Origin of the sequence: Trueperella pecoris (assembly GCF_014926385.1) — a bacterium.
Taxonomy (GTDB): domain Bacteria; phylum Actinomycetota; class Actinomycetes; order Actinomycetales; family Actinomycetaceae; genus Trueperella; species Trueperella pecoris.
In genome coordinates, this window is sequence record NZ_CP053291.1 from 2,257,115 (window position 1) to 2,282,684 (window position 25,570).

A 25,570-nucleotide genomic window follows, 5' to 3' on the forward strand; every position below is an offset into this window, starting at 1 on the left:
TCCGATTGCCAAGTCGGGCGCGAGATGTCCGAATTGATCGCGGGGGTCAATTCCGGTTAAGATGACGTGCCGAGGTGGAGTGTCCGAGCGGCCGAAGGTGCAGCACTCGAAATGCTGTGTAGTTAATAGCTACCGCGGGTTCAAATCCCGCCTCCACCGCCAAAATCCTCCGGTGCAGATGAGTCTGCACCGGAGGATTTTTCAATGTCGGGCTGGGTGCGGCCTACATAGCGATCCGGGCATATAGGTCTGCCTATATGCCAATTCGTGGCTTATGGGGCAGTCGGGGCTAAGGGCGGTTACCTGGGTCAAATGCGGCTTGGCAGGCTGTGCAGTGGGTCAAGAATTTGGTCAGGCTGCCAGCCTTGGCTGTGGTTGCGCTGCCGCCGCGCCTCGAGGCCCTGCCCGCGCACCATTAAGCTGATCCGCGCTGTACTAAGTTACGCCAGATTAATACAGCGCGGATCGGCTTAGTGCGGTTTCGGCGAGGGGCGGTGGCTGGGAGCTGTCGGCGAGGGGCCGGTCGCTGGTGGGCTCTCAGCGAGGGGCGGCCACCGCCTGGCTGTCCGAGTTGCGAACAGTGGCTGGGCCCGGCGCTCAACCCGTGTAGCATGGCCAAAATCATGGTGAGTTTGCGCTTGCGGCCTAGGGAATTGCCGGTGGCAGCGGGTACTGTGCCAATTGTCAGGAATTAGATTTCGCCAAACTATCGTTACAAAGGGATTCGTTTCGTGAATGCAACTAGGCCGTCTACGCGCCACGTCCCCACCGTCATCGTCGGCTTCGCATTGTTTGCAATGTTCTTCGGGGCTGGCAACCTGATTTTCCCGGTGATGATCGGCGCCGATTCGGCGGGGCACGTCGTCCCGGTGTTTATTGGCTTCCTCCTGACCGGTGTTGCACTTCCCATTTTGACGATGATCGTTATCTCTACGGAGACGGCACGTGAAATTAACGAAGGCGGTGTCGCGATGCGTATCGGGCGCGTCGCGGGTTTCCTCTTCACGCTTGCGATCTTCCTATCTACCGGCATGCTGTATGCGGTGCCGCGTGTGGCGACCGTCGCCTATGAAATGTCCACACGTCCCTTCGTCGAGACCGACACCAACGGTTCGACCGCCCTCTTCGTCTTCACCCTCATCTTCTTCGCAGTTGTCACCATGTTCCTGCTCAACCCAGCCCGCGTAATCGGCCGTGTCGGCGGAATCCTGACCCCGCTGCTGCTGGGTTTCTTGGCGCTCCTTGTTGTGGTCGCCGTCGTGCGCCTGCCTGCGTTGGTGTCGGCGGATCCCGCGGTGGCGGCGTCGTCAACCCTGACGGCGGGCATCATCAAGGGCTACTACACGATGGATGCGCTGGGTGCGTTCGTCTTTGGAATTGTTGTGGTGTCGGAGCTGAAGAAGCTTGGCGCGGCAACCCGGGCCGCCCGCATCAATGGCATGGTGAAGGCCGGTCTGGTGGCTGGCGCGTGTTTGGCGTTGGTGTATGTGGGGCTTGCGGCTGTTGGCGTTCGTCAGGCTAATGCTGGTTTCACTAATGGTGCTGAGCTTTTGGCTAGTGTTTCGGGGCAGATGTTTGGTGGCTTGGGGCAGGTTATTTTTGGTGCCATTACGTTGCTTGCGTGTTTGACGACGGTGATTGGGCTGATGACGTCGTCGACTGAATACTTCACTCGCCTGCTTCGTGTGGTGCCTCGGACGGTTATCATTGGCGTTCAGATTGTTGTTTCGATTGTGCTGGCGAATTTGGGTCTTGAGCGTATTTTGGAATTTGTTGCTCCGCTGAATCAGTTCATTTATCCGATTGCGATCGTTATCGTGCTGTTGGGGTTGTTGGAGCTAGGTCTGCCTTTCCGTCTGGATTGGACCTACAAATTGGGTGCGCTTGTGGCTGCGGTTGTGGCTTTCGTTGAGGCGGGCATGATTGGCGCGCCGGAGCGGTTTGCTGCGCTTGCTCCGGCGATTGAGGCTATGCCATTTGCTGACCTGAAGATGGCTTGGACGGTGCCCGCGTTGGTTGCGATCGTCGTCGGTTTTATGGTTGACGCTTCACGACGGGCGGCCAAGCGTTCCTAACGCCCGCACCGGCCCGCCGCGGGGCCGGGTAGTTGGTCGGGCGCGATTTTCCGCGTTGGTGACGCACTTCTGCATTCGCGACGCACCTCTCCGCCCGTGACGCACCTTAAACCCCGGTTTAAGGTGCGTCACGGGCGGAGAGGTGCGTCGTTAGCGGAGAGGTGCGTCGTTAGCGGAGAGGTGCGTCGTTAGCGGAGAGGTGCGTCGTTAGCGGAGAGGTGCGTCGTTAACGGAGAGGTGCGTCACGGGCGGAGAGGTGCGTCGTTAGCGGAGAGGTGCGACGGCGGCGGCTGGCGGGGGGCGGCCCGCAGTTGCCCGCACTGCCCGAAGCTACCCGAAGCCGCCCACCACCGGTCCACCCCGCCCGAAACTGCCCTGCCCGCCCCGCCCGCACCGGCTCGCCGCGGGCTGGGCAGGTGTCGGCGTCGTCTCACATGGGCTGGGGGCTTCGCTTTGGTAGTGATTCGTGTCTAGACTATGCAAGTTGAAGGTCGCGTAACCCGCGAAACCTTTTCGGCAATAGCCGGGCCATGCGACCCAATGCGTGATCCCGCATCCCCGCGCCTCGCTTTGGCGTTGGCGCGAAAGCCGTGAAGGAGCAGTCGTGTCGCAGTTCGATGGCCACGAGAGTCGGATTCCTCATCCCCCAAAGCAGGTGCCCACTCCCAAAGATCAGATTTTCCATCGTTTTCCCTCTGCCCCCACGGGCTCGATCACTCACCCCGTGGGTTTCGATCGCCAGAAATACATTGATATGCAGTCAGCGCATATTCGTGAGCGTCGCGAGCAGATTGGCGGCAAGCTTTACCTTGAAATGGGTGGCAAGCTCTTTGATGATCATCATGCTTCCCGCGTCCTGCCCGGTTTCACGCCGGATAACAAGATCGTGATGTTGGAGCAGCTCAAGGATCAGATTGAGATCCTGGTGTGTGTCAACGCGAAGGACATTGCGCGTCAGAAGAAGCGCGCTGATCTGCAAATCACGTATGAGGAGGATGTGCTCCGCCTCGTTGACGTCTTCCGCGAGCGCGGTTTCCTTGTGGAGAACGTGGTGATGACGCAGCTTGAGTCAGATAATCGGCAGGCTCACCTGTTCTTGGATCGTATGGAGCGCCTGGGTTTGAAGGTGGCCCATCATTACACGATTCCGGGTTACCCGACGAACACGAAGATGATCGTCTCGGACGAGGGCTTCGGCAAGAATGACTACGTGGAGACGAGCCGTGATCTGATTGTGGTGACGGCGCCGGGTCCGGGGTCGGGCAAGTTGGCCACGTGCCTGTCGCAGGTGTATCACGAGTTCAAGCGTGGCATTCCGGCGGGTTATGCGAAGTTTGAGACGTTCCCGATTTGGAATATTCCGCTCGAGCACCCTGTGAACCTGGCCTATGAGGCCGCAACCGCTGACCTTGATGACAAGAACGTCATTGACCCCTTTCACCTGTCCGCGTATGGCAAGCAGGTCACGTCGTACAACCGCGACGTCGACGTCTTCCCGCTTCTTCGCACCTTGCTTGAGATGATGATGGGTGAGTCGCCGTATAAGTCCCCCACCGATATGGGCGTGAACATGGCCGGCATGTGTATCCATGATGACGACGCCGTCCGGGCCGCCTCGCGTCAGGAGATCGTGCGTCGTTACTACAAGGCGCTCGCGGATGAGGCGGCGAACGATCTGGATCCGGTGCAGTCGGATCGTATTGCGCTGATCATGGCCGAGGCTGGGATTACCACCGAGGAGCGCCGCGTGGTGGCGCCGGCGTTGGCCGTCGAGGTGGCCACTGGTGAGCCGGGCTGTGCGATCGAGCTGCACGACGGCACGATCATCGAGGGCAAGACCTCCCCGCTGCTGGGCTGCTCGGCCGCGATGCTGCTCAACGCGCTCAAGCACCTGGCCGGCATTGACCCGGAGATTCATCTGCTTTCGCCGGAGTCGATCGAGCCGATCCAGACGCTGAAGACCGCCCACCTTGGTTCGCGCAACCCGCGCCTGCACACGGATGAGGTGCTGATTGCGCTGTCGGTGTCGGCGTCGACGTCGGAGTATGCCCGCCGCGCGCTCGAGGAGTTGCGCAACCTGGAGGGGTGCGACGTCCACACGACGACGATTCTCGGCACTGTCGATGACGGCATCTTCCGTAACCTCGGCATCCTCGTCACCTCTGAGCCACGTTACCAGCGCAAGACTCTCTACAGGAAGAAGTAAGTATGTCTTCTCATGACGCCGTCACCCCGGCTTCCGAACCCCGCCCGGCTTCCGAACCCCGCGTCCTCGGCCTGACCTCCGCGGAGGTTGACCAGCGCCGGGCCGACGGCCGCGCCAACGAGCTTCCCCCACGCACTGGTAAGACGGTGCGTCAGATTGTTGCCCAGAATGTTTTCACGCGGATCAACGCGATCCTGTCGGTTTTGTTCGTCATGGTGTTGACTACGGGTTCGCTGATCAATGCGGCGTTTGGCCTGCTCATCGTGGTGAACTCGGGCATTGGAATTATTCAGGAGTTGCGCGCTAAGCGCACGCTGGAGTCTTTGACGATTGTGGGCGAGGAGCATCCGCGCGTGTGGCGCGACGGCGAGATCGTCGAGGTCACCCAGGAGGAGCTGGTCCTTGACGACGTCGTGCGCGTGGGGGCCGGAAACCAGATTGTGGTGGACGGCGTCGTGAAGACGTCGGACTACTTGTCGGTGGATGAGTCGAACTTGACGGGCGAGTCGGACGCGGTGCGTAAGGCGCCGGGGGATGCGATCATGTCGGGCTCGTTCGTGGTCTCGGGTACGGGCGACTATGAGGTGACGAAGGTCGGCGCTGATTCGTATGCGGCGAAGCTGGCGGCGGAGGCTTCGCGCTTTTCGCTCGCCCGTTCTGAGCTGCAGGCCGGCATCAACGCGATCCTGAAGTACATCACGTGGGTGTTGATCCCGGTGGGCCTGCTGACGATTTATTCGCAGGTGCGTGGGGGCGTTCACGACTACCGCTCGGTGGTTCTTGAGATTACCGGCGCGTTGGTGCCGATGGTGCCAGAGGGGCTGGTGCTCATTACGTCTACGGCGTTTGCGTTGGGTGTGATTCGCCTGGGCAAGCGCAAGTGCCTGGTCCAGGAACTGCCGGCGATTGAGGGGCTGGCGCGCGTCGACGTCGTCTGCGCGGACAAGACCGGCACTCTCACCGAGAATACGCTGGAGTTTTCGCAGGTGGAGCTCGCGGAGGGCGGGCCGGAGTCGATGGAGCGTTGCGAGGAGATCCTCGCCCAGTTAATGGCCACCGACCCCGACCCCAACGCCACCGCCCGCGCCATCCTCGACCGCTTCCCGCTCACTGGCCCGGCTTGGGAGGTGGGTACGCGTGCGCCATTCACGTCTGCTACCAAGTGGTCGGGTGCCACCTTTGTTCACGACGCCGTCGCCACCAGTTATGTCATGGGTGCGCCCGACGTTTTGGGTGGGGAGCATCCGAGTGCGGCGCGCGCCGAGGAGATCGGCGCGACGGGTCGCCGTGTCATCATGTTGGGTCACGCGGCGGAGGCGGTGGACGCAACTGGCGCGCCCGGCGTCGTGACCCCGCTGGCGCTTGTGGTGTTTGAGCAGAAGATCCGCCCGGATGCCCAGGCGACGATGGACTACTTCGCCCAGCAGGGCGTTGAGGTCAAGGTGATTTCGGGTGATAATGCGGCGTCGGTGGGTGCGGTGACCGAGCGCCTTGGGGTGGATCAGGGCACGCCTGTTGATGCCCGCCACATTGAGGATGCCGCCTTTGCCGAGACGATCGAAAACAACCGGGTCTTCGGGCGTGTGCGTCCCGACCAGAAGCAGGCCATGGTCAAGGCCTTGCAAGGCGGCGGGCACACCGTGGCGATGACGGGCGACGGCGTCAACGACGTGCTCGCCCTCAAGGACGCCGACATCGGTGTGGCGATGGGGTCTGGCTCGGCTGCTACTCGTGCGGTGGCCAAGATCGTGTTGCTTGATAACCGTTTTGCGACCCTGCCGCATGTTGTGGCTGAGGGGCGCCGCGTAATCGGCAACATCGAGCGCGTGGCTAATCTGTTCCTCACGAAGACGATTTATTCCGCGATGCTTGCGATCCTTGTGATTCTTGCGGCGGTGCCCTTCCCCTTCATGCCGATCCATGTGACGATCACGGGCTGGTTCACCATCGGCATTCCTGCCTTCTTCCTCGCCCTACCGCCGAATAGCAACCGGGCGCGGCCAAACTTCGTGCGGCGCGTGCTGAGGTTTGCGGTGCCAGCGGGCGTGATCGTGGGGGCGTCGTCGTTCGTGACGTACATGATGGTCTCCGGCTGGAACGTTCCGGCTCAGCATGTTGCGCAGTCGACGGCGGCGTTGGTCGCCCTCATTATCCCCTCCTCGTGGGTGCTGGCGTGCATCGCGCGCCCGCTCTCGCCGTGGAAACTCTTGCTGGTGGTGCTGCCGCTGATCGGGTACGGCGTGATCTTTACCTGGGAGGTGACGCAGCGGATCTTCATGCTGGACTCGTCGAATGCGGCGATGATGTGGCAGGCCGTGCTGATCGGTGCACTGGCAGCGGCGCTGATCGAGGCCCTATGGTGGGTCGTCCGGGCTGGCTCCGCCGACCCAACCCCGCTGTGGAAGCCCGAACCATTCATTGACCCCAAGGAGAAAGAGACCGCATGATCTCTCTTCGTTTCTTTGCCGCCGCGGCGGACGCTGCCGGCACTGACACCGCCACCTTTGACCTGCCCGCCGGCTCCACCCTCGACGACCTCGTCGCGCTCATCGTCTCGTCCCACGTCGCGGCAGAAGGTGGGACGACGCCGTCGGCGCCGGGTGCTGCGGGTGCCGCGGGTGTTGTGGCGCCGGGTGTGCCGGGCGAACGTCTCGCCCACGTGCTGGGGCTGTGCTCGTTCCTCGTCAATGGCAAGCATGCTGAGCGGTCGGACGTCGTGCCGGAGGGTGCCGCCGTCGACGTCCTTCCGCCGTTCGCGGGAGGGTGAGATGACCGGCGCGATTGCCCCGCTCGTGGAGCCGGGCCCGGAGCTGACGCCGGCTCAGCGCGAGCGTTTTGCCCGCCACATCACGCGGGTGGAGATCGGCGAGCTAGGCCAGCGCCGCCTGCTCGGCGCGCGGGTGCTGATGGTGGGTGCGGGTGGCCTGGGGTCGCCGGCGTTGTTGTACTTGGCGGCGGCCGGCGTCGGGACGATTGGTATCGTCGATTCGGACCGCGTGGATCTGACGAATCTGCAGCGCCAGGTCATCCACTCGACGGCCGCAGTTGGCGAGTTGAAGGCCGAGTCGGCGGCACGGCGGCTGAAGGAGCTCCACCCGGAGCTCGAGGTGGTGATCGTGCCCGAGCGCCTGACCGCCACGAACGTTGACCGCATTTTCGCTGGTTGGGACCTTGTTGTGGACGGTACGGACAACCTGCCGACGCGCTACCTCATCTCCGACGCCGTCACCCGGCTGGGCATCCCCCAGGTGTGGGGAGCGCTGCTGGGGTGGCAGGCGCAGGTGTCGGTGTTTTGGTCGGGGCCGCGCGCGGTGGCGGCGGGTTTCCCGGCACCCAACGGGCTGAGTCTGCGCGATCTGTTCCCGGTCGAGCCGCCGGATGGTTCGTTGCCCACCGCCGTTGAGGTGGGCCTGATGGGCGCAGTTCCCGGCCAGGCCGGCGCAATCATGGCGGCGGAGGCGATCAAGTTCATCACGGGTTCGGGCACGCCACTGGTAGGGCGAGTCATGTTCATCGACGTTTTGGCTGGTCGCACCCGCGAAATCCCGTTCGCGCCGCGGGGTAGCTGAGGCTCCGGGGCTGTCGGTGGCTGGTGGCTAGTGGCGCTCGTCCGGCGCTACCGGGTGTCCGCGGCTCCTTCCCTGGTGTTGACGCTCCGGCTCCTGCCTTGGTGTTGATGCTCCGGCTCCTGCCCTGATGGCGCCGAAATGCCCCGGCCATTGTTCGCCGCCGCAGCTCGAAGTTGCCGCTATTAGCTTGAAAGCGCTGCGGGAGCATCAAGTTTCGGTGGCCTGACGGAATTAAGCCGTAACGAGATGCTTGGGTGGTGGTTTCGAGGTGCGGGGAGGGTTTGGTGCTTCCGCGGCGGCCTAAAACCGGCCGGAGTGGGCCCCACCAGCCCAAACTGGCCCGAGTCCGCACACCCGCCTAGGCGAAGCCAGCCCAAACCGGCCCGAGTCTTGGCACCGAGCCCGCGTGCCCGCCCGGGCCCACCAGCCCGAGCACGGCCGGGCCCAGCGCGCACGGAACCACGCCCAAGCCGCCCCTAGTCGGCCACCGAGAAGTCGCGCGCCAGCTCCATCGCCCGCTCCGCGTCGAGCGCCGCGAGGTGGGGCAGCGGATTCAGGCCCGTGACCTCGACGAAGTCAGTCAGCATCCGCCTCGCCGTCGCGCGCAGTTCGGCGGGATCGCACGGCTTGGCGATGTAGTGGTCGAGGTCGGAGTCGTTGACGGCGCGAATGGTGTCGGCAAGGTCGGCCTGTTCGGCCATCGCTTCGGCGGCGTTGGTGATGAGGTTGGTCCAGACTTGGGAGAGCTGGCCGGGGTAGCAGGTGATCGGCGGTAGGGAGTGGTAGTCGCGTTCAACTTTGATGTTGAGGATTTTGTGTGAGACGAGCCGGAGACTAGCCAGAGGACGGGCCAGTCGAGGGCTTTGATGTCGGCCCCGCCCTTGACCTTCAGGCACAGGAGGGTGCCGACGGGAGTTCCGATGCCGCCCACGTTTGCTGCCAGCGGGATGACGAGCAGGAAGATGGCCAGCGTGCGTTCGCCCGGGGGTGCCAGGTTTGGGATGTCCACGACGAGGGGGAATGTGAAGGCGAGTGCTCCTACGATGAGCCCGATCTTTTCCTTCAGGCCCAGGGGCGTGCGGCGCTGGGTGCGGGCTGTGCCGGGGTAGGGCGGACGTCGTCAGTCATGAGGCCGTGTTAATGTCTGCCGGGTCACAGCGGGTGGGATAGGAGCAAGAAGTGGCGTGTTTTTCCCAGGTAATTCCCAGACTCAATCAATGGATATCCAAGGGTGGATTGCGATACTTGATTCATCGCAAGGAGATCCTCTCCAAGGTTTCCCTTTCGTGTGTGTGATGCTGAATATAACGTGACATGCAGGCTGGTGAAGGAATTTGTGCAGCCTTCCCCGTGAAGCCGGTGTGTCTGCCCGGAGGCGGGCCGCCTATTGCGTGGATGGCGGCCCGCCTCTTTAATGCGCTGGCAGGCACGGAATCGGGGAATGGAGGCGCGCTGTCGGAAACCTGCCATGCTCAGCAAGCCCGATGCGATGCCGTCCGGCCCGCTCGGATGAGCGGTGATTTGTGAACGAAAGTCTCGGCTTCCGTCTCAAAATGAGGACGTTCTGACGCACCGGAATTTCTGCAAAAATGTGAAAACGCTTTCATTTGTCTGAATGTCGCCACTTTGCGAATGGAATTGTTTTCAGTTGTCAGACGAATTTTCCCCTGTTTGATGGCCTCTTTTTGGTTATGCGACTGCGGGTGCAGGCTCTTTGATTTTTCGATGTCAGTACTCTGCGTCCGAGGAGTGTTTGTCGGAATTTTCGGAGGGCTTATGGATACGCTTCTGTTGCCTGGCGAGGTGTGCCTAATTAAACCGACGATTTAGTGGTTAAGTATTCAACGAATAAATATGCACCCGTCTTAATTGGTGGGCCTGGTGCGTAACGCCGGGTATGTGTGTATTTGTTGCAGGGTTGATATGGCGCGTTTTCCTTATGTGTATTGATGTCTATAATTCCAACTGTGCAGAGGTCCATGACCCCTGCACAACCTTTGTCTAATTGGGCCGAAGAATTTTATTCGAGCGTGCCTAATACAAATAAGGAGAACAATGTTTACTCATATTCGTAAGGCGGCGGTGGCACTCGTTGCTGCGGGCACGCTGATGCTGGGCGGCGTTGGTGCTGCTTATGCTGAGCCAGGCAGTCAGCCGGCTTCGATCGTTGATGGCAAGAAGACCGGTAATATCCACCTCGTCAAGTACGATGACGCAGGCAAGGCTGGTGCGAAGGCCAACGGTACGAAGGGCCAGGACCTCGGTGGCCGCACGCAGAAGATTGACGGCATCGAGTTCACGCTGACCCCGATCACTGCGACTCCGAAGGTCAAGGATGTCAAAGCCGCAATGGGCGACAATGCTTCGATCAAGGAGCTTGGCGAACTGACCGCAGCCGAGGTTGTCAAGGCGCGTAACGAATCTACCGAGGATTGGGCTTTCGGTGAAACGAAGGTAGCGAAGACCGGAGACAAGGGAAGCGGTAACAACTTTGCTGAGGGCTCCATTGATTGGAAGGGCCTGCCGCTTGGTGTCTACCTCCTCGAGGAAACGAACTCGACGGCTAAGGACGGTAAGACGTACACGGGTGCTCCGGCGTCGCTGATCTACCTCCCGACCACGAATCCGGAGGACGGGTCGAGCTGGATCACGGATGAGGATGGTAACTACGCCGTTTGGGTTTACCCGAAGAACTCGGTGAACGAGAACAAGAAGATGGTCGAGGACGCCAATAAGAAGGTCGGTGAAACCATCAAGTACACGATCTCGGCTTCGGTTCCGGCTGTTGAAAAGCTCGACCAGAAGTTCGAAGATCGCGAATGGAACCTGAACGACTTCGTTTTCTACGATAACCTCGACGAGAGGCTCGAGCTGCTCACTACGGACTCGGTGAAGGTCTACTACGGTACCGATGAGGCCGACATGAACAATAACACGCCGCTTAAGAAGGCCGCTGATTTTGTTGCTTCCCGCTACGCAGGTGAAAAGAAGGTCGAGGACAACGCTGCGGGTTCGAAGCTTGTTGTTGCTCTGACCCCTGACGGCCTCGACAGTGTGGCAGCAGCCAAGGCTGAGACCGCTGACACCAAGGTGTTCCTCGTGTTCGAGCCGACCGTCAAGGCATCCGGCATCACCCCTAACAAGGCTACCGTGTACAAGAACAAGGGCGCCGGCAAGGGCGACGTGGATCCGAACAACCCGGGCCCGAACCCGAAGGACCCGAAGAAGGGCCAGGATACCAACGTAGTTGTTTCCGCATGGGGCAAGATCGAGATCACCAAGACGAAGGAAGACGGCAAGACGGGCCTTGAGGGCGCTGAGTTCCAGGTCTACGGTGTGAAGCAGGACGGCTCGCGGGAGCTTATCGTCATTAACAATGTCGGCACCGATGAAAACCCGTTCAAGTCGGGCGAGCACGGCAAGCTTGTCATCGACGGCCTGCAGGCCAATAACCTCGCTGATTTCAAGGATGTTGCTCAAGTTGAGTCCGCCTACGTCTCGTACGTGCTCGTTGAGACCAAGGCCCCGGACGGCTACGAGCTCAACCACGCGGAAATCCCGTTCAAGATCAACGTCAAGAACGTTGACGTCGTGAAGACCGAGTCCAGCTGGACGATGGATGAGAGCGGCGTCGTGACGGTCAACCCGGACAACGTGACCAAGTTCACGGTTGCGCTCGACGAGACGAAGCAGGCCGCCTCCCCTGAGGATTCGCTGGCCGGCGACAAGGATCTTGTGGTTGCGACCACCGTCGTCAACATCCCGGTCAAGCCGAAGCTGCCGATGACCGGTGGCGCCGGCGTCGCGCTCTTCGGAATCCTCGGCCTTGCCATCATCGGCGGAGGTGTTTACGCAGCTAAGCGCAACACCAAGAAGGCCTAAGTTCGCGAAGTCGGACGCAGGTTACGTGCCCGCTAGCGGGCAGTAGCACGCACACGAATTCAACGAAGCCTAAATATTAGGCAAAGGTGTGGGTGCCTCGGGGTTCGATATCCGAGCAATCGGCCGAACCCCGAGGCGGCCCGCTCCACGAGCCGGGCCAGCCGCCCGGCACGAGTTACTACTGGAGAAGCCTTTAATGCACATTACCCAGGCCACCGCGGAACCTAAGCTCGAATCGAGAGCGGAGGCAGCCGCCCGGTCCAAGAAGAACGGCATGCTCATGCCGATTTTTGTGGTGCTCATCGGCATCACCGTGCTTCTCTACCCAGTTATCGCCACGCAGTGGAATAACATTCAGCAACAAGAAGTTGCCAGCGAATACAAGAGTTTCGTAAAAGAAGCGGATACTTCACAGCTGGAGGATTCCCTCAAGCGCGCCCACGAGTACAACAAGAACCGTACAGTGGGGCCGATTCTTGACCCGTGGACAGCCCGCCTGTCTGACGACAACGAGCCTTACAAAGAATATTTGGAGCAGCTCAACCTGTCGGGAACAATGGCACGCATAGTGATCCCCTCAATCCACGTCGACCTGCCCGTTTTCCATGGCACCCGCCCGGACACTCTCGAGCAGGGCGTTGGCCACCTCTTCGGTACCGACCTGCCAATTGGCGGGAAGAATACACACTCGGTACTAACCGGACACACTGGCCTACAGACGGCCACCCTCTTCGACAACCTTAAGAACGTCAAGGAAGGCGACTCCATCTACATCGACGTATACGGGCAGAAGCTGCGCTACGTCGTCTATGGCACAGAAGTAGTCCTACCTGAAGAGGCAGAAAACTTATACAAGGTCGAGAGCAAGGACCTACTGACCTTAATCACCTGCACACCATACGGCATTAACTCCCACCGCCTCCTCGTGCACGCCGAGCGTGCTCCGATGGACGAGCAAGCCGCCCAAGAGCTTGACGAAGCCTCCGGTTTCACTCTCCAGTGGTGGATGTGGTTGTTTATCGCGGGCGCTGTGCTCGCCATGCTTGCCCTGATTTGGTACGTGCGCAAGAGCAGGCGGCAGGTGGACGACGCCGTCGTCGCACCCGAAACCGCAACCACAGCTGGTACTGCCACAGCCAGCGACTCAGACCAATTCAACGACATTATTTTCGGCACCCAAGGAGAGCGTGAATGATAATCTCGAAGGGCCTAGCTACGGGTAGCCTCGTGCTTGTTTCAGCATTAGGGCTGACGGCGGGCACGCAGGCCGCTTACGCCCAGCCTGTCATCGGAGATACGGAAAACGTGCCGGCGCAAGTGACGTGCGAGGCGACCTCGTTGACGATCACTCTGCCCAAGCCTAACCCGTTCGATCGTCCGTCTCCGGGTGACCTGCCCGAACCGACCGGCGAGGGCTTCACGATCACGGTCCGTCAGGTGGCGGGCATCGACCTTTCCCGCTACGACGGCTGGGAGGGCCTCGAAAAGCTGACGGTCGCTGACGCCGAAGCCGCCGGCTTCGTTGGTGAGCCGCGCGTGGCGGTGACGAACGGGCAGGCGTCAGTGTCATTTAAGGGCCTCCCCATTGGTCTCTACATGGTTTCTGGGGTTGCCCCAGAAGACCCCCACTACAAGCTTTCCCACCTTGACCCCTTCCTTGTCAGCGTGCCACTCGGGGCTGGTGAGACGTGGGATTGTGCAGTGAATATTCAGGCCAAGACACACTACTCGGTAGAGCCTAAACCTATACCGACACCGCCGGCGCCGACTCCTCCCGAACCGCCCCAGCCTCCACGGCCACCGCTTTCACATACGGGTGCTGCGGTGATGGCACTTGGAGGAGCGAGCCTGGCGCTGCTGGGTGCGGGAACGATACTGGTGCGCGTAAGGCGTGAAAAGGAAGTGAAATAACATGTTGTCTCGCGTTAATCGCCTGATGTCGGCTGTCGCTGTGGCGACTCTGGCTACCTGCCTTGCTGTGGGGGCGCTGCCGGCGCTGTCTATTCTTCCGAACGCTTCTGCGGCCAATATTTCACCCACGGCACCAGCCACCGCTTCGACTGCCTCTGCGGGCAGCGACTTCACGAGCTCAACTGTGGCAGCCCAAACCGAAGGCAATGTGGCCAACGATTCCACAATTGCACATAACAAGGTTGTGCTCGAGCTCAATAAGGCAACAGTTGTTGACGGCGTCGTAGCCATTGAGCGCACGGAGCCAGGCAAGGAATTCCTTGGCCACGGTTCGGCGCTCGTCAATGGTGGTGAGGTTTCCGAGGATGCTGTTGCGTCTGCGCCAGTATTGGACAAGCGTGGCGTTCGCATCGCGGTCAAGCTGCCTGACGGCTGGGCGACCGGTGACAAGCTCGAATTGGGCTACAAGACCTTCGGGTCTGACGCCGGCGCCGAGTGGAAGACCATCAACGACGGCGCCCAGGTGTTCGCGCTCCGCGACGACGTGACGCAGGCAGCTGAGGTGGTAGATCCAACCTTTAAGTCCGAGCAAAGTGTCAAAACAATAGCCGATATGGTAGAGGTGCCCTCTTCGGAAAAGTTTGATCGCGGCTCTGTTGCTGATGTCTATTTCTTTGCGCCGGCTAATATCAACGCAACCAAAATTACGGTTAAGCGCACAACGATATACAATCTTTACGCCCCTCCAACTTCGGAGTTCAATCACGATACACCCAACATCAAGGTCGCAGAGTTTGAGCGCATGTATCGCAACGAGTATCAGCCGGTATGGGATGATATTCGCCGTCAAGGAGTCACTGTTCGTGAAATCGACAACAAGACGGTGGAGATTTCCATTCCTCAGGGGATGAAGCTGGAAAAGGACGAGTACGTCAAAATTACCAATGTGTTTTCTTATCGTTCCCTGGGCAAGCCAGATCCAAGAAATCTCGAGATTACGGTGACTGGTCAAACCCAAGTCGGTGGATTCTGTCAAGATCGTGCACGTTACACATTCCCGGCGCGGCCGCTGCATCAAAACAAGAATTTGCACTTGAAATCTGTCATTCAAGATGGGTATGGCAACCTTGTTAATCGGGACAATAGTTCCGAGAAATATTCCGAAAAATCGTTGAAGATGATCGCTGAGAGTGATGGAGCAAATGATCCTTATCGGGTATTCTTTGCCCCGTGGCGCCAAGAGTACGCAAGAGATGTCCGTCTTACTCAGGACCAGTACTTGAAAGAGTATGTGGTAAGACACGTGCCGTATCGCGATCCGCAAGGCAAATTGGTTGACGGTTCAAAAGTTGTAGACCGCCAGGGCAAACGTGAACTTACCGAAGAGGAACGCAAAAATGGCGTCAATGTCTATGTGAACGAATCTTTACCCAACGGACAGATTCGTTGGAAGTCTTACATTGCACGCCAAGACAACGGCACAGGTCAATTCCATCGGCTAGGCGGCCCCAAAGCGGAGACTGGTTGGATTGTCAATGCACTCGCATTCAATCCCCAGGACAACTGGCTCTACGCCATTAGTCAGGGACGGCTTGGCGAAGACTGGGGGCGTCTACCCAACCAAGTAATTCAGGGGGATGCGACTAACTACCATGGGCGTACTGTGGTTACCGCAGAAGATCCATGTTTTCCTTCTGGTCACCTGCTGCAGATCAATCCAGCGACCGGTGAGGTCCATAACCTTGGCCGCTTAACCTCGCCGACGGATCAATTCAAGACGGGCTACGCTTTCCAAGGGCAGAAACAAAGATACTGGCCGAACGATCTATGGGGTGGTATCAATGTTGGCGGCATTGATAACGAAGGGAATTACTACGTGGCCAACGGCTCCCTTTCAGGTAGTGGCGCTGTTTACAAGGTCAACCTAGAAAATGTGACTGCGGAAGTAACAGCGAACGCTAATAAGTGGTTGGCTTCAATGCGTTACCAAAATGATTGGAACTCTGTAAGGGATCGATCTGGTCGAGCATGGTCAGAAGACTGGACGCCGCTCTTCGTTCCCGAGAAAACGGAATGCAAACCTGACACGGGCACCCCATGCAAGCAACGCCAGGCAGGTAATTATATGTGGGGCATCTCTAACGGGTGGAATTCCCAGGGCCGCGTATACATCGAGAGAATTAGTGCCGACGACGGTAATTTGCGGCGGTGGGATGTGACAGATTTGCAGACCTATGCTGGGCAGAGCCTACCTGTAGGAAACCAATGGGGCCGAGCGTGGAGTTTTGGCAACAGCATCCTAGGCTTTGCAACGTCCAGCTCGGGAGCTACCGATAAAGTTGTGAGGATAAAGGTAACTAATCCTGAGAGTGATAACCCCTCTTTCGAGCTTATCTCGGTTAATGCAAATGCACAGCCCTCCTACAACTCGAATGGTACGAGTGCCGTGAATTTCGAAGAAAATATCGTGGACCTCAAACTTAAGAAATCCCGAAAGGATTTTGTCGACACAGATGGTGTAAATCGAGTCCAGTGGGACCTCGAAGTAAAGAATGCCAGTGAAAGCGCAGCTAGCTCAGGTTTCACCGTATTCGACACGATTCCTGCAAGTTATAGGGTGGTACGAGTTCAAGCCGAAGAGAAAGTATTTGATACCAACAGCAGTACGTCGATTGTCGGCCCATGGTCTGTTTATCTAAAGAAGGGGGATCGAGGCCATGACGTCCTCGAAGGATCCCATGGTGCGTTACAGGCAGGAAAAGCAGTAAAGCTCACGATTATCGCAGAACCAAGGAGTGGCCAAAATTTGCCTATCGAGTGTATCGAAAATGTTGCGGGTGTCATTGGAATTGATCGTGATCCATCAACCGTGAATGCCAATGAGTTTGGCAAGACAATGGAAGGTGGGATTGACAAATATGGTGACTGGCTCAAACTGAATGGCGGAATCTTTGGCGATCTTGTATCCGACCAGCAATGCCGGCCCACGATTGTTGTCAAGAAGCAAATCGTTGAGGACGGAAAGATAACTGATGAAGCTGCTGGGGGATGGGCCTTCAGCGCTCAGTCCGACAAGGATAACCTTGATCTAGAAGGGCAAGAAGGCTTTGGAAAGGAATCCACCAAAGTCACGGCCTCTGAAGGTGTTGAAAAAGGTACCGTCATTTGGCGACCGAAAGAAAATGGTCAGTTTAAACTGACGATCACGGAAAAAATGACCGATGAACAGACAGCTGCAGGGTACGGCATTCGACCTCAGGAAAACGCTGGTAATGCTCAAAATGCTATCTGTAAGTTGACTGTCAAGGACGGCCAGAAACTCGCTCGACCAGAGATGGTTAACGTCGAGGATCAAACTGGCGCACCCGGATTCGCATTCTCCTTTGGTGACCAAACAATGTTCCCCGAAGGGATGAATGTCAAGACAGAGCAACGCGTTGAGTGCACGGTTCAGAATGAAATAACCAACAATCACATCTTTGTCCGCAAGGAGGCCTACGATCCTCAAAAATCCGACAAGATCGGCACCCTTCCCGATCTCGCCGGAGCCGAATTCGCGGTGTATGAGCTCAGCGAAAGCATCTCCGCGAAGCCACGCCCGAAGTCATGGGAAGAATGGGAAAAATACATAGTCAAGGCAGGCGATGGCTCTGTTGAAAAACCCGTTGAGATCAAAGATTATCGCACACCGATTCCGGTAAAAGTCGGGAAGTCATACATTGTCGTCGAGACCAAGGCACCCACTGATGGCTATGGTCGACTGTACAGTTTGCGTCCTGCACCTATTCCTTTCACAGTGACGACGGCACACGGCGAAGACGCAACGAACAAACGCCCGTTCTCAATCCAAATGGAAAACGATCTTCTGGCAACAGCCAGCTGGAAGGTCGAGAACGGCAATTCGCAGAAAGTTGGTATGTATTTGACAGTTGCGGATGTTCACACCGGTACTTTGCCGCGCACCGGCGGCGCCGGTGTCGCCTGGCTCGGCGGCATCGGAGGACTATTCGTACTGGCAGGGCTCACCTGGGCACAACGCAAACAGCGCGCCTAGCGTGAACCACTCGCTAAACTAAAACGCCAGAAATTGGGGGGCGCCCGCGCTGCGGGCGTCCCCCAAACCACAACTTACCCCACCGACCCACGGGCTGAACCAATGAGGGGTGACAAGCCGAGCCTGTCACCCCTCACATTAAGAGCAAAAATTAACGCTTCTTGCCGCCCGCACCGAGGTACATCCCGATGAAAACGATAGCGAAGAGCGTGGCTACTGCCCAGCGGATCCAGTCAATACCGGGCGTGTTGGCCGGGTAGCTAAAGAGCTGGAGGACGATGTTGCCGACGACCACGCCAGCAACGCCAAGTGCAACAGTCGCCAGAACCGAGATCGGGGCATCCTTACGGATGAAACGAGCCAGGAAACCGATAACTGCACCGAAAATAATAGTGCCAATGATATTAAACATGTGAGTGAATCCTTTCAGGCTTCTACCTAACCCTGATGGATCAGGCGTTTTTCACACGTCTAGTCTAAACGTCCTAGATTGAGCCGTCATAGACTTTTCAGAACTATTATCCCGTCAGCGTATTTGTTTATTCTTGACAACGCTTCACACACTGCTCGAAATCAATCGAACCTGCACCGCCTTAACCTCCGCCAAAAGCCACACCCCGATCTCAACCCCAATCTCCGCCGCAGCACCAGCAGTAATCGTCGAATGAAGAGGCGTACTCGTACCAATATCAAGAGTGACATCAACACCAGCCGCACTCGCCCTCACCCCAACAACCTGCGCCTCAAACACATTACGCGGCGAGCCCTCGCTCAACCCCCTACGCAACGACACAGCAAGAGGATCAAAAACCGCCGCACCACGATCACCAGCACAAACCCCCTCAACCAAACCCCGAACAACCTGCCCAGTCCCATCAAGAACCAAACCATCACAACCCATGCAGCCAAACTGCATATTCAACCCCGCAAACGCCGCCACAAACCCCGTAGCAGGTGAAGCCAACGCCTCCGCCGTCGGCGACACCGCCACCACACGGCCCGCCTCCAAAACCGCCACACGATCCGCCAACGTAAGCACATCAATCACATCATGCGACACAAGCACCGTCGTCAACCCCCGCGTACGCCGCGCAAGCACCGCACGCAAACTCGCACTCGACGTCGAATCCAACGCCGCAAACGGCTCATCCAACAACAGCAACTGAGGATCAAGCGCCAACACACGAGCAAGCGCCACCCGCTGCGCCTGGCCGCCTGAGAGCTGCCATGGCGCCTTATCCGCAACCCCCTCCAGCCCGACGCCGATCAGCTCCGCCCTCGCCCGCTCCCGCGCTGCCGCCTTCGAAACGCCCGCACAGCGCGGGCCAAAGGCGACGTTATCGAGCACAGACATGTGGGGGAACAGTGCCGGCGACTGGTCGAGGAAGCCGATCGTCGGCGGCACGTCAACGCGAGAATGAGGACTCGAGATGTCGCCCGCGAGTAGGCGAATGCCCGTCGACTTCCCCGAACCGTTCGGGCCGATCAGCGCCACCGTCTCGCCCGGGCGGCCCTCGAGCCGGTAGTACACGCCGCGTTCGGGCACGTCGGCATCGAGGGTGAAGCCGACGGCCGGCGCCTGCGCGGTTCCGTCCGACGCCAGACCGCCGGGCTTCGGCCCACCCGGCGACACCGCATCGCTCTCGGCGTGAGGCGCCCCAACGGCGTCGTGAAAACGACGCGAATTAAACGCCTCAACCACAGTCGTCACCGCAGTCAAACACAACGCCAACAAAATAAGAACAACAGAAAGCGCCAAAGCAGAATCTGGATCCTGCTCACGCCGAAGATACACATCAAGCGGCAGCGTACGCGTCGTACCCTGCATCGAACCCGCAAACGTGATCGTCGCACCAAACTCACCCAACGAACGAGCACACGCCAACGCCGCCCCAGAACCAATCGAAGGCCCCAAAAGCGGCAACGTAATCCGACTAAACTGCACCCAACGGCTCGCCCCCAAGCCCCGGGCCGCATGCTCAAAACCAGACCCCGCCGCCTTCGCAGCCGCCTCCACCGTCATCACCAAAAACGGTAACGACACAAAAACCTGAGCCACAATCACCGCAAACGTAGTAAAAGGAATCTCAATCCCCAACACACCCAACGCCGGACCCAACACGCCACGCCGCCCAAACGTCGTCAACAAAGCCAAACCCGCCACCACCGGCGGCATCACCAACGGAACCAACACAAACGCCCGCAAGACCGTCAGCCAACGCGGACGACGCGGCAACTCCGCAGCACGAGCAAGCACAAGCGCCAGCGGCGTGCCAATCACCAGACACACCACCGTCGAAATCAGGCACGTCCACAACGAAAGAAACAAAGCATCCGCAGACTCCTCCGATGTCAAAATCGGCCACAAATCTCCCCACGGCACACGCGAAGCCATACCAACAAGCGGCAACAACAACACCGCCACAGCAACCACAGCCGGCAACCAAAAACCACGAGGAATACCGCGAAGCTCCATCACTTACCAGCTACACTCCCACTGGACCCAAACCCATACCGAGCAAGAATCTCCTGCCCCTCAGGCGACATCACTGCCTCAACAAAATCCTTAGCACCATGCACATTAGGCGCATCCGACAACGCAGCCAACATATAGGCTGTGCCAATATCCACGATGCCCCCAACGTCCACAACCTCCACCTTCTCACCCGCCAACAATGCGTCCGTAAAGTAAACCAAACCCGCGTCAGCCTCGCCCGACTCAACCTTCGTACGCACATCCGTCACCGACTGCTCCTGCGACACAGGGGAAAGACTCAAACCAAACTGCTCCGCCACTTTGGCAGTAACCGCCCCACACGGTACCTGCGGAGCACACACCACCAACTTAGCCGCATTCGCCGACGCCAAATCCGAAACACCCGCCGGATTCCCCCGCGGCACAATCAAACGCAACGTGTTCCTCGTAAACTCCGCAGGGCTCAGCGCCGCCTCGCCCACCTTCTCCATATTCTTCTTATTCGCCGAAGCAAAAACATCTGCCGGAGCGCCCGCAAGAATCTTCTCAGCTAGTGAAGGAGAACCCTCGAAAGAGAACCTCACCTTCACACCCGGATGCCGAGGCTCAAACAGCTTCCGTGAAATCTCCGGAAATGCCGCATTCAGCGAAGCCGCCGCAAAAACAGTCAGCTCGCGAGGCGAAGAATCGGAAGGGCACCCACTGCCGTCGCCATGCCCAGCAACGGAACGCGAGCCAGACCCAGAAACAGAACCCAAGCCAGACCCGGACGCCGAACAAGCCGCTAGCACCAAACACAAAGCGACAATGGCCACCAATTTACGAAACATGTACTCTCCTACGTATCAACGAGCCCTCGCCCCGCTGGGACGATGTGCAGCCAACGTAAAAACAAGCGCAGATGTCAAAGCCCCGCCTACCTTTACAGTATCCGACCAAGCGCACGCCAACCCCCGCCAGGCAAGGCCAACCGCCCCGCCCCGCCAAGCAACGCCGAAGTTTGAGAAATTCTTGAACAATCGCTTACTCGATCTATTATGAATACATGAGTATTAAAGCCGCAGTCATTACTATCTCCGACCGCAGCGCCGAAGGCTTGCGGGAAGACACCTCCGGCCCCACCGCCGTGCGCCTTCTCGAAGAGGCCGGCGTCAAGGTTATCGAAACCGCCATCGTCCACGACGACGTGCGGGCTATCGCCGAAGCCGTCCAGACCCTCGCCTATGACGAGGTCGACCTCGTGATTACCACTGGCGGCACCGGCATCTCACCCCAGGACTACACAGCCCGCGCCATGGATCCGCTCCTCCGGTTCGATATCCCCGGTATTCCAGAGGCCATCAGATACCAAGGAATCAAGAAAGGCGTACCGGGAGCCATCCTCTCGCGCTCACGTGCCGGCGTCATGGTGCTTGGCCGCAACCGTACACTCGTGATCAACCTGCCCGGCTCAGTCGGCGCAGTCAAGGATGGGATGGAAGTTGTCATCCCACTGCTTGATCACGCCATTGACCAAATGCGCGGCGGCGACCACGTCGCATAGCGCGCCGGGTGCCTCGCGCCCGCGCTGTACTAAGCTGTCTCCCGCTGTACTAATCTACGCCAGATTAATACAGCGGGAGACAGCTTAATGCGGTTTCGGCGGGCCGGGGCCGCCCGCCCTAAACGTCGATCACCGTCAGCAGGTCGCCCACACGAACCTCCTCTTGCTCAGCCGGAACCACCGCCAACACCTGCGCATAATGCAACGACGCCACCAAGTGAGAACCCGAACCCAAAGCGTGAACGGGCACAACGGCGTCGTCACCAGAGTCGCGAACAATGCGGGCGGCCACGAACTGACGCCGGCCCGACGGGCTCTTCCACGCCGCGCCGGCGGGAACTTGGCGGGCGGAGGGATCGGCGTCGGCGAGGTCCTCCCGGCCCAACAGCCGGGCGAGAAACGGCCGCACAAACAGCCTAAACGACACAGCCACCGAAACCGGATTGCCCGGCAACGCGAGGACGGGCGTGCCGTCCGCGACCCCGTGCCCCTGCGGCTTGCCCGGCTGCATCGCCACCTTCGCGAAGGTCCAACCGTGGGCGAGGCCGTACTCCTTGACGGGGTCGAACGCGCCCATGGACACGCCGCCCGAGGTCACAATGAGGTCGACGCCGGTGGGTAGCGCCCGCCCAAACGCCTCGGCGGTATCCGCCACCGTCCGAACGAGGGTCGGCTCGCCGCCAGCCTCGCGCACGAGCATCGCGATGAGCGTCGAATTAGAGTCGGGGATCATGCCCGGGCCGAGGGGCTGCCCCGGTTCCGCCAGCTCGGAGCCAGTGGCCAGCACGGCCACGCGCGGGCGCGCCACCACCTCAACCTCGCCAAAACCCACCGACGCCAACGCCGACAGGGAGCGCGCCCCCAGCACCGAACCTGCAGGCAGGGCCGTCGCCCCGGCAGCCAGGTCCTCCCCGGCGCGGCGCACGTTCAGGCCCGCGCGCGGGGCAACCGAGACCGTCACGGTCTTCGGCAGAGCTGACGCTCCGGCAGGCGCGTCAGTGTCCTCCACCTTGACGACGGCGTCAGCCCAGCGTGGCATCGGCGCTCCCGTCATGATGCGGGCGGCACGGGGGAGCGACACCGCGGGGGCGGGATTAGCGCCGGCCGCGTTTAGGTCGCCCGTGCCAAGATCGCCAACGCCCGGATCGGCCGGGCCCGCCGAACCCGCAGCGATCTCGGCAACCACCGAGAACACCCACGGACCCTCGCCCACAAAATCCTCCACACACACGGCAAACCCGTCCATCGCCGAATTGTCGAAGGGTGGGACGCAAAGTGCGGCGACGGCGTCGTTGGCCAAGGTGCGCCCCAACGCCTCGGACAACGCAACAACCTCGGTGCCAAGCCGCTGCGGGCGAAGGTTGGCGAAAACCAACGCGCGGTAATCCTCCGGGGTCAACGCGGCCATCATGCCTCCACCGAGTGGTCGGTCTCGAAGCCCGGGCGCTCCCACGTCCCCGAACGCCCGCCCGACTTCGCCGTAATCAACACATCCGTAATCGCCGCCGAACGGTCCACGCCCTTGACCATATCCACCACAGCCAACGCCGCCACCGACGCCGCCGTCAAAGCCTCCATCTCCACCCCCGTACGGTCAGCCGTCCGGACCGTGGTGCGAATCAGAACGTGGTCCGGCTCGAGGGACACATTCACCTCCGCGCCATGCACGCCGATGGTGTGCGCCAGAGGCAAAAGCTCCGGCACCCGCTTCGCCGCCGCAATCCCGGCTACGCGCGCCACCGCCAAAACGTCCCCCTTCGGCACACTCCCCTCGCGCAAGGCTTGCATGACCTGCGGCGAGCAGACCACCTTTGCCTGCGCGCTCGCGGCGCGGACCGTGGGTTGCTTCGCCGTGACGTCAACCATCCACACCTCGCCGGCCGAATTCAAGTGGGTGAGCTTCATGGGATTCCTTTCATTCCCGCCGCCTGCGGGCCCCGCCCGCGCGACGCATTCGCCCACCATGTTAGTGTGAGCGGCGTAAAGCACGCACATCTACGGAGGGTACATGGATATTCAGGATCGCATCGGCCTCACCGGCGTCCAGGAGGAGCCGCTCCTGACCGCGCCCATCGCCGATTCCGTCCGCAACGACGCTTCGGGTGCGCTCGTCGTTTTTGAAGGCATCGTTCGCAATCATGACGATGGACGTGGCGTGATCGGAATCGAATACTCGTGCCACCCCACGGCAGCCGAGGTCGTGGCGCAGGTCGCCCAGGACGTGGCCGGGCGGCACCCCGAGTGCCGTGTGGCCGTGGTTCACCGCGTGGGCAAACTCGGGATCGGGGAGATGGCGATGGTTGCTGCCGTTGCCAGCCCGCATCGCGGGGCGTCCTTCGCTGCAATCCAGGATCTCGTGGACACCATCAAGGAGAAGTTGCCCGTCTGGAAGCGGCAACTTTTCACCGACGGCACGGATGAGTGGGTCGGCTCGGCCTAGGGGGCGCGTAGCCGGCCGGGCACAGTGCTAGCCGGGCACAGTGCTAGCCGGGCGCAGTGCTAGCCGGGCGCGTGGCGCGGGTGTGATGCGTCCTTCGATGTAGAAAAATGGACCGATCTTGTTATATACGAAGATCGGTCCATTTTTCGACATCGAAGGACAGGCCCGCGCGGGTGACCACACCTCAAAGCGGCCGAAACCCCCGCCACAGGCACGCGAAAAACGCGCTAGCCGCCGATTTCGGACATGAGGCGGTCGGGTTGGACGAAATCCGGGTTGTCGATGCCGTGCCCGGGCTTCTTCGCCCACATCGCCTCGGCCCACAGCTTGGCGAGCTCCGCATCCGAAGCCCCCGCGCGCATCGGCCCGCGCAGATCGGTCTCCGTCTGGGCAAACAGGCAGTTTCGGACCTGGCCGTCGGCCGTCAGGCGCGTGCGGTCACAGGTTGAGCAGAAGGGAACCGTCACCGAGGCGATGATGCCCACGCTTCCGCCCGGGTGGTCGGCGCCGGGCGCCACGCTCCACAGCTGCGCCGGGGCGGAGGGGTCGCGCTCGGCTTCGGTCAGCTCGAACGTCTCGCCGAGGAGCTCCAGGATCTCGTCTTGGGGAACCATATTTTCCCGCGACCACGTCTCGCGCGGGCCGAGCGGCATATGCTCGATGATCCGCAGTTGGGCGCCGGCTTGCAGGCAGACGCGCAGGAGGTCGGGCAGGCCGGCGTCGTTGACGCCCCGCATCGCAACGGCGTTAACCTTGATCGGTGTCAGCCCGGCCTCCCGTGCGGCGCGCAGCCCGGCGAAAACGTCGTCGAGGCGGTCGCGGTGCGAGATGTGGCGGTAGATGCCGGAGTCCACCGAATCCATCGAGACGTTGACCCTGTCGAGCCCCGCGGCCGCGAGCGTTGCGGCCTTCTTGTCCAGGCCGAGCCCGTTTGTCGTCAGTGATAGGTCGGGCTTCTTTCCCGACGCCGTCTTCAGGCTCGCGGCGAAACTCACCAATTCTGGGAGAGACTTGCGCAGCAGGGGCTCGCCACCGGTAAAGCGAATCTCTTCAACGCCGAGCATCTCAACTGCGATGCGGATGAGGCGCATGACTTCGGCGTCGCTTAGTGTTTGCTCCGTGGGTAGCCACTCCAGGCCCTCGGGCGGCATGCAGTAGGAACAGCGCAGGTTGCAGCGGTCCGTCAGCGATAGGCGCAGATCGCGCGCGACGCGACCCCACTGGTCGCGCAATGTCAGCGCTCCAGGTGATTCTTGGCTCATGTCGTCATCCTAACGATCCATTCCTACGTGTGGCGATGTGATCGGCGGCCCCGGCTGGTAGCGCAATCGGCACCGCGGCCCGCAACCGGCTCCTGGCCGCGGTGGTTTTGGCTAGCGCCGCCCGTGCATGGTCGCTGGCGCGATCCGGTCTT

General features: G+C 60.2%; 18 protein-coding genes and 1 tRNA gene. 12 read left to right on the plus strand and 7 right to left on the minus strand.

Annotated elements, in window-relative coordinates:
* Positions 1–73: 73 nt before the first annotated feature.
* The 6 genes from HLG82_RS10275 (at position 74) to HLG82_RS10300 (ending at position 7,850) form a co-directional block, all read left to right on the plus strand.
* Positions 74–162: transfer RNA gene (locus HLG82_RS10275), tRNA-Ser, on the plus strand.
* A 569-nt stretch (positions 163–731) separates the two neighbouring features.
* Positions 732–2,075: a branched-chain amino acid transport system II carrier protein gene (brnQ, locus tag HLG82_RS10280; protein WP_193326725.1), complete on the plus strand. Its 1,344-nt coding sequence runs from the start codon at positions 732–734 to the stop codon at positions 2,073–2,075.
* A 712-nt stretch (positions 2,076–2,787) separates the two neighbouring features.
* Positions 2,788–4,281 (plus strand): DUF1846 domain-containing protein, encoded by a 1,494-nt coding sequence (locus tag HLG82_RS10285; RefSeq protein ID WP_193327819.1) that lies wholly within the window; start codon positions 2,788–2,790, stop codon positions 4,279–4,281.
* A gap of 2 nt (positions 4,282–4,283) precedes the next feature.
* The gene (locus tag HLG82_RS10290) at positions 4,284–6,728 is read left to right on the plus strand and encodes an HAD-IC family P-type ATPase (RefSeq protein WP_193326726.1); all 2,445 of its coding nucleotides are present in this window, start codon (positions 4,284–4,286) and stop codon (positions 6,726–6,728) included.
* Positions 6,725–7,048: a MoaD/ThiS family protein gene (locus tag HLG82_RS10295; protein ID WP_193326727.1), complete on the plus strand. Its 324-nt coding sequence runs from the start codon at positions 6,725–6,727 to the stop codon at positions 7,046–7,048. The genes HLG82_RS10290 and HLG82_RS10295 overlap by 4 nt, the downstream gene beginning before the upstream one ends.
* Position 7,049: 1 nt before the next feature.
* Complete coding sequence (locus HLG82_RS10300) at positions 7,050–7,850, plus strand: HesA/MoeB/ThiF family protein (protein ID WP_193326728.1); 801 nt, start codon at positions 7,050–7,052, stop codon at positions 7,848–7,850.
* Positions 7,851–8,326: 476 nt separating this feature from the next.
* Here HLG82_RS10300 and HLG82_RS10305 read toward each other — a convergent pair whose 3' ends face one another.
* Positions 8,327–8,746: a response regulator gene (locus HLG82_RS10305; RefSeq protein WP_193326729.1), complete on the minus strand. Its 420-nt coding sequence runs from the start codon at positions 8,744–8,746 to the stop codon at positions 8,327–8,329.
* Between the two features lie 1,159 nt (positions 8,747–9,905).
* On the opposite strand from HLG82_RS10305, the gene HLG82_RS10310 reads away from it, so the two are divergent.
* The 4 genes from HLG82_RS10310 to HLG82_RS10325 all read left to right on the plus strand — a co-directional run bounded on the left by HLG82_RS10310 (position 9,906) and on the right by HLG82_RS10325 (position 17,697).
* Positions 9,906–11,732, plus strand: coding sequence for a SpaH/EbpB family LPXTG-anchored major pilin (locus HLG82_RS10310; protein ID WP_193327820.1), 1,827 nt, complete (start codon positions 9,906–9,908; stop codon positions 11,730–11,732).
* Positions 11,733–11,928: 196 nt separating this feature from the next.
* The gene (locus HLG82_RS10315) at positions 11,929–12,927 is read left to right on the plus strand and encodes a class C sortase (RefSeq protein ID WP_193326730.1); all 999 of its coding nucleotides are present in this window, start codon (positions 11,929–11,931) and stop codon (positions 12,925–12,927) included.
* Positions 12,924–13,643 carry an isopeptide-forming domain-containing protein gene (locus HLG82_RS10320; protein ID WP_193326731.1) on the plus strand — a complete coding sequence of 240 codons (720 nt, stop codon included), beginning with the start codon at positions 12,924–12,926 and terminating at the stop codon, positions 13,641–13,643. The genes HLG82_RS10315 and HLG82_RS10320 overlap by 4 nt, the downstream gene beginning before the upstream one ends.
* A 1-nt stretch (position 13,644) precedes the next feature.
* A complete protein-coding gene (locus HLG82_RS10325) occupies positions 13,645–17,697 on the plus strand; it encodes a DUF6923 family protein (RefSeq protein ID WP_193326732.1) in 4,053 nt (1,350 codons plus the stop codon).
* Positions 17,698–17,848: 151 nt separating this feature from the next.
* Here HLG82_RS10325 and HLG82_RS10330 read toward each other — a convergent pair whose 3' ends face one another.
* From HLG82_RS10330 to modA, 3 genes are all read right to left on the minus strand, one after another.
* Entirely contained in the window at positions 17,849–18,109 is a 261-nt protein-coding gene (locus HLG82_RS10330) for a GlsB/YeaQ/YmgE family stress response membrane protein (RefSeq protein ID WP_193326733.1), read from the minus strand.
* A 144-nt stretch (positions 18,110–18,253) separates the two neighbouring features.
* Positions 18,254–20,173 carry an ABC transporter permease gene (locus HLG82_RS10335; RefSeq protein WP_255313968.1) on the minus strand — a complete coding sequence of 640 codons (1,920 nt, stop codon included), beginning with the start codon at positions 20,171–20,173 and terminating at the stop codon, positions 18,254–18,256.
* Positions 20,173–21,003: a molybdate ABC transporter substrate-binding protein gene (gene modA, locus HLG82_RS10340; RefSeq protein ID WP_193326735.1), complete on the minus strand. Its 831-nt coding sequence runs from the start codon at positions 21,001–21,003 to the stop codon at positions 20,173–20,175. The genes HLG82_RS10335 and modA overlap by 1 nt, the downstream gene beginning before the upstream one ends.
* A 215-nt stretch (positions 21,004–21,218) precedes the next feature.
* On the opposite strand from modA, the gene HLG82_RS10345 reads away from it, so the two are divergent.
* Positions 21,219–21,716 (plus strand): MogA/MoaB family molybdenum cofactor biosynthesis protein, encoded by a 498-nt coding sequence (locus HLG82_RS10345; RefSeq protein ID WP_193326736.1) that lies wholly within the window; start codon positions 21,219–21,221, stop codon positions 21,714–21,716.
* Positions 21,717–21,834: 118 nt separating this feature from the next.
* Here HLG82_RS10345 and HLG82_RS10350 read toward each other — a convergent pair whose 3' ends face one another.
* On the minus strand, positions 21,835–23,127 hold the full coding sequence (locus tag HLG82_RS10350; protein WP_255313899.1) for a molybdopterin molybdotransferase MoeA: 1,293 nt from the start codon (positions 23,125–23,127) through the stop codon (positions 21,835–21,837).
* Complete coding sequence (moaC, locus tag HLG82_RS10355; RefSeq protein ID WP_193326737.1) at positions 23,124–23,621, minus strand: cyclic pyranopterin monophosphate synthase MoaC; 498 nt, start codon at positions 23,619–23,621, stop codon at positions 23,124–23,126. Before moaC ends, HLG82_RS10350 begins: the two co-directional genes overlap by 4 nt.
* 103 nt (positions 23,622–23,724) lie before the next feature.
* On the opposite strand from moaC, the gene HLG82_RS10360 reads away from it, so the two are divergent.
* The gene (locus HLG82_RS10360) at positions 23,725–24,156 is read left to right on the plus strand and encodes a molybdenum cofactor biosynthesis protein MoaE (protein WP_193326738.1); all 432 of its coding nucleotides are present in this window, start codon (positions 23,725–23,727) and stop codon (positions 24,154–24,156) included.
* Between the two features lie 227 nt (positions 24,157–24,383).
* Here the strand turns inward: HLG82_RS10360 and moaA are convergent, their stop codons facing one another.
* Positions 24,384–25,418 carry a GTP 3',8-cyclase MoaA gene (gene moaA, locus HLG82_RS10365; RefSeq protein ID WP_193326739.1) on the minus strand — a complete coding sequence of 345 codons (1,035 nt, stop codon included), beginning with the start codon at positions 25,416–25,418 and terminating at the stop codon, positions 24,384–24,386.
* Positions 25,419–25,570: the final 152 nt, after the last annotated feature.

Excerpts from the sequence above, each read along its gene's own strand:
- HLG82_RS10360 (WP_193326738.1), top strand. The coding sequence starts at position 23,725 with ATGGATATTCAGGATCGCATCGGCCTCACCGGCGTCCAGGAGGAGCCG.
- modA (WP_193326735.1), bottom strand. The coding sequence starts at position 21,003 with ATGTTTCGTAAATTGGTGGCCATTGTCGCTTTGTGTTTGGTGCTAGCG.
- HLG82_RS10315 (WP_193326730.1), top strand. The coding sequence starts at position 11,929 with ATGCACATTACCCAGGCCACCGCGGAACCTAAGCTCGAATCGAGAGCG.
- HLG82_RS10335 (WP_255313968.1), bottom strand. The coding sequence starts at position 20,173 with ATGGAGCTTCGCGGTATTCCTCGTGGTTTTTGGTTGCCGGCTGTGGTT.
- HLG82_RS10325 (WP_193326732.1), top strand. The coding sequence starts at position 13,645 with ATGTTGTCTCGCGTTAATCGCCTGATGTCGGCTGTCGCTGTGGCGACT.
- HLG82_RS10295 (WP_193326727.1), top strand. The coding sequence starts at position 6,725 with ATGATCTCTCTTCGTTTCTTTGCCGCCGCGGCGGACGCTGCCGGCACT.
- HLG82_RS10300 (WP_193326728.1), top strand. The coding sequence starts at position 7,050 with ATGACCGGCGCGATTGCCCCGCTCGTGGAGCCGGGCCCGGAGCTGACG.
- moaA (WP_193326739.1), bottom strand. The coding sequence starts at position 25,418 with ATGAGCCAAGAATCACCTGGAGCGCTGACATTGCGCGACCAGTGGGGT.
- HLG82_RS10330 (WP_193326733.1), bottom strand. The coding sequence starts at position 18,109 with ATGTTTAATATCATTGGCACTATTATTTTCGGTGCAGTTATCGGTTTC.
- HLG82_RS10290 (WP_193326726.1), top strand. The coding sequence starts at position 4,284 with ATGTCTTCTCATGACGCCGTCACCCCGGCTTCCGAACCCCGCCCGGCT.
- HLG82_RS10345 (WP_193326736.1), top strand. The coding sequence starts at position 21,219 with ATGAGTATTAAAGCCGCAGTCATTACTATCTCCGACCGCAGCGCCGAA.
- moaC (WP_193326737.1), bottom strand. The coding sequence starts at position 23,621 with ATGAAGCTCACCCACTTGAATTCGGCCGGCGAGGTGTGGATGGTTGAC.
- HLG82_RS10310 (WP_193327820.1), top strand. The coding sequence starts at position 9,906 with ATGTTTACTCATATTCGTAAGGCGGCGGTGGCACTCGTTGCTGCGGGC.
- HLG82_RS10320 (WP_193326731.1), top strand. The coding sequence starts at position 12,924 with ATGATAATCTCGAAGGGCCTAGCTACGGGTAGCCTCGTGCTTGTTTCA.
- HLG82_RS10350 (WP_255313899.1), bottom strand. The coding sequence starts at position 23,127 with ATGATGGCCGCGTTGACCCCGGAGGATTACCGCGCGTTGGTTTTCGCC.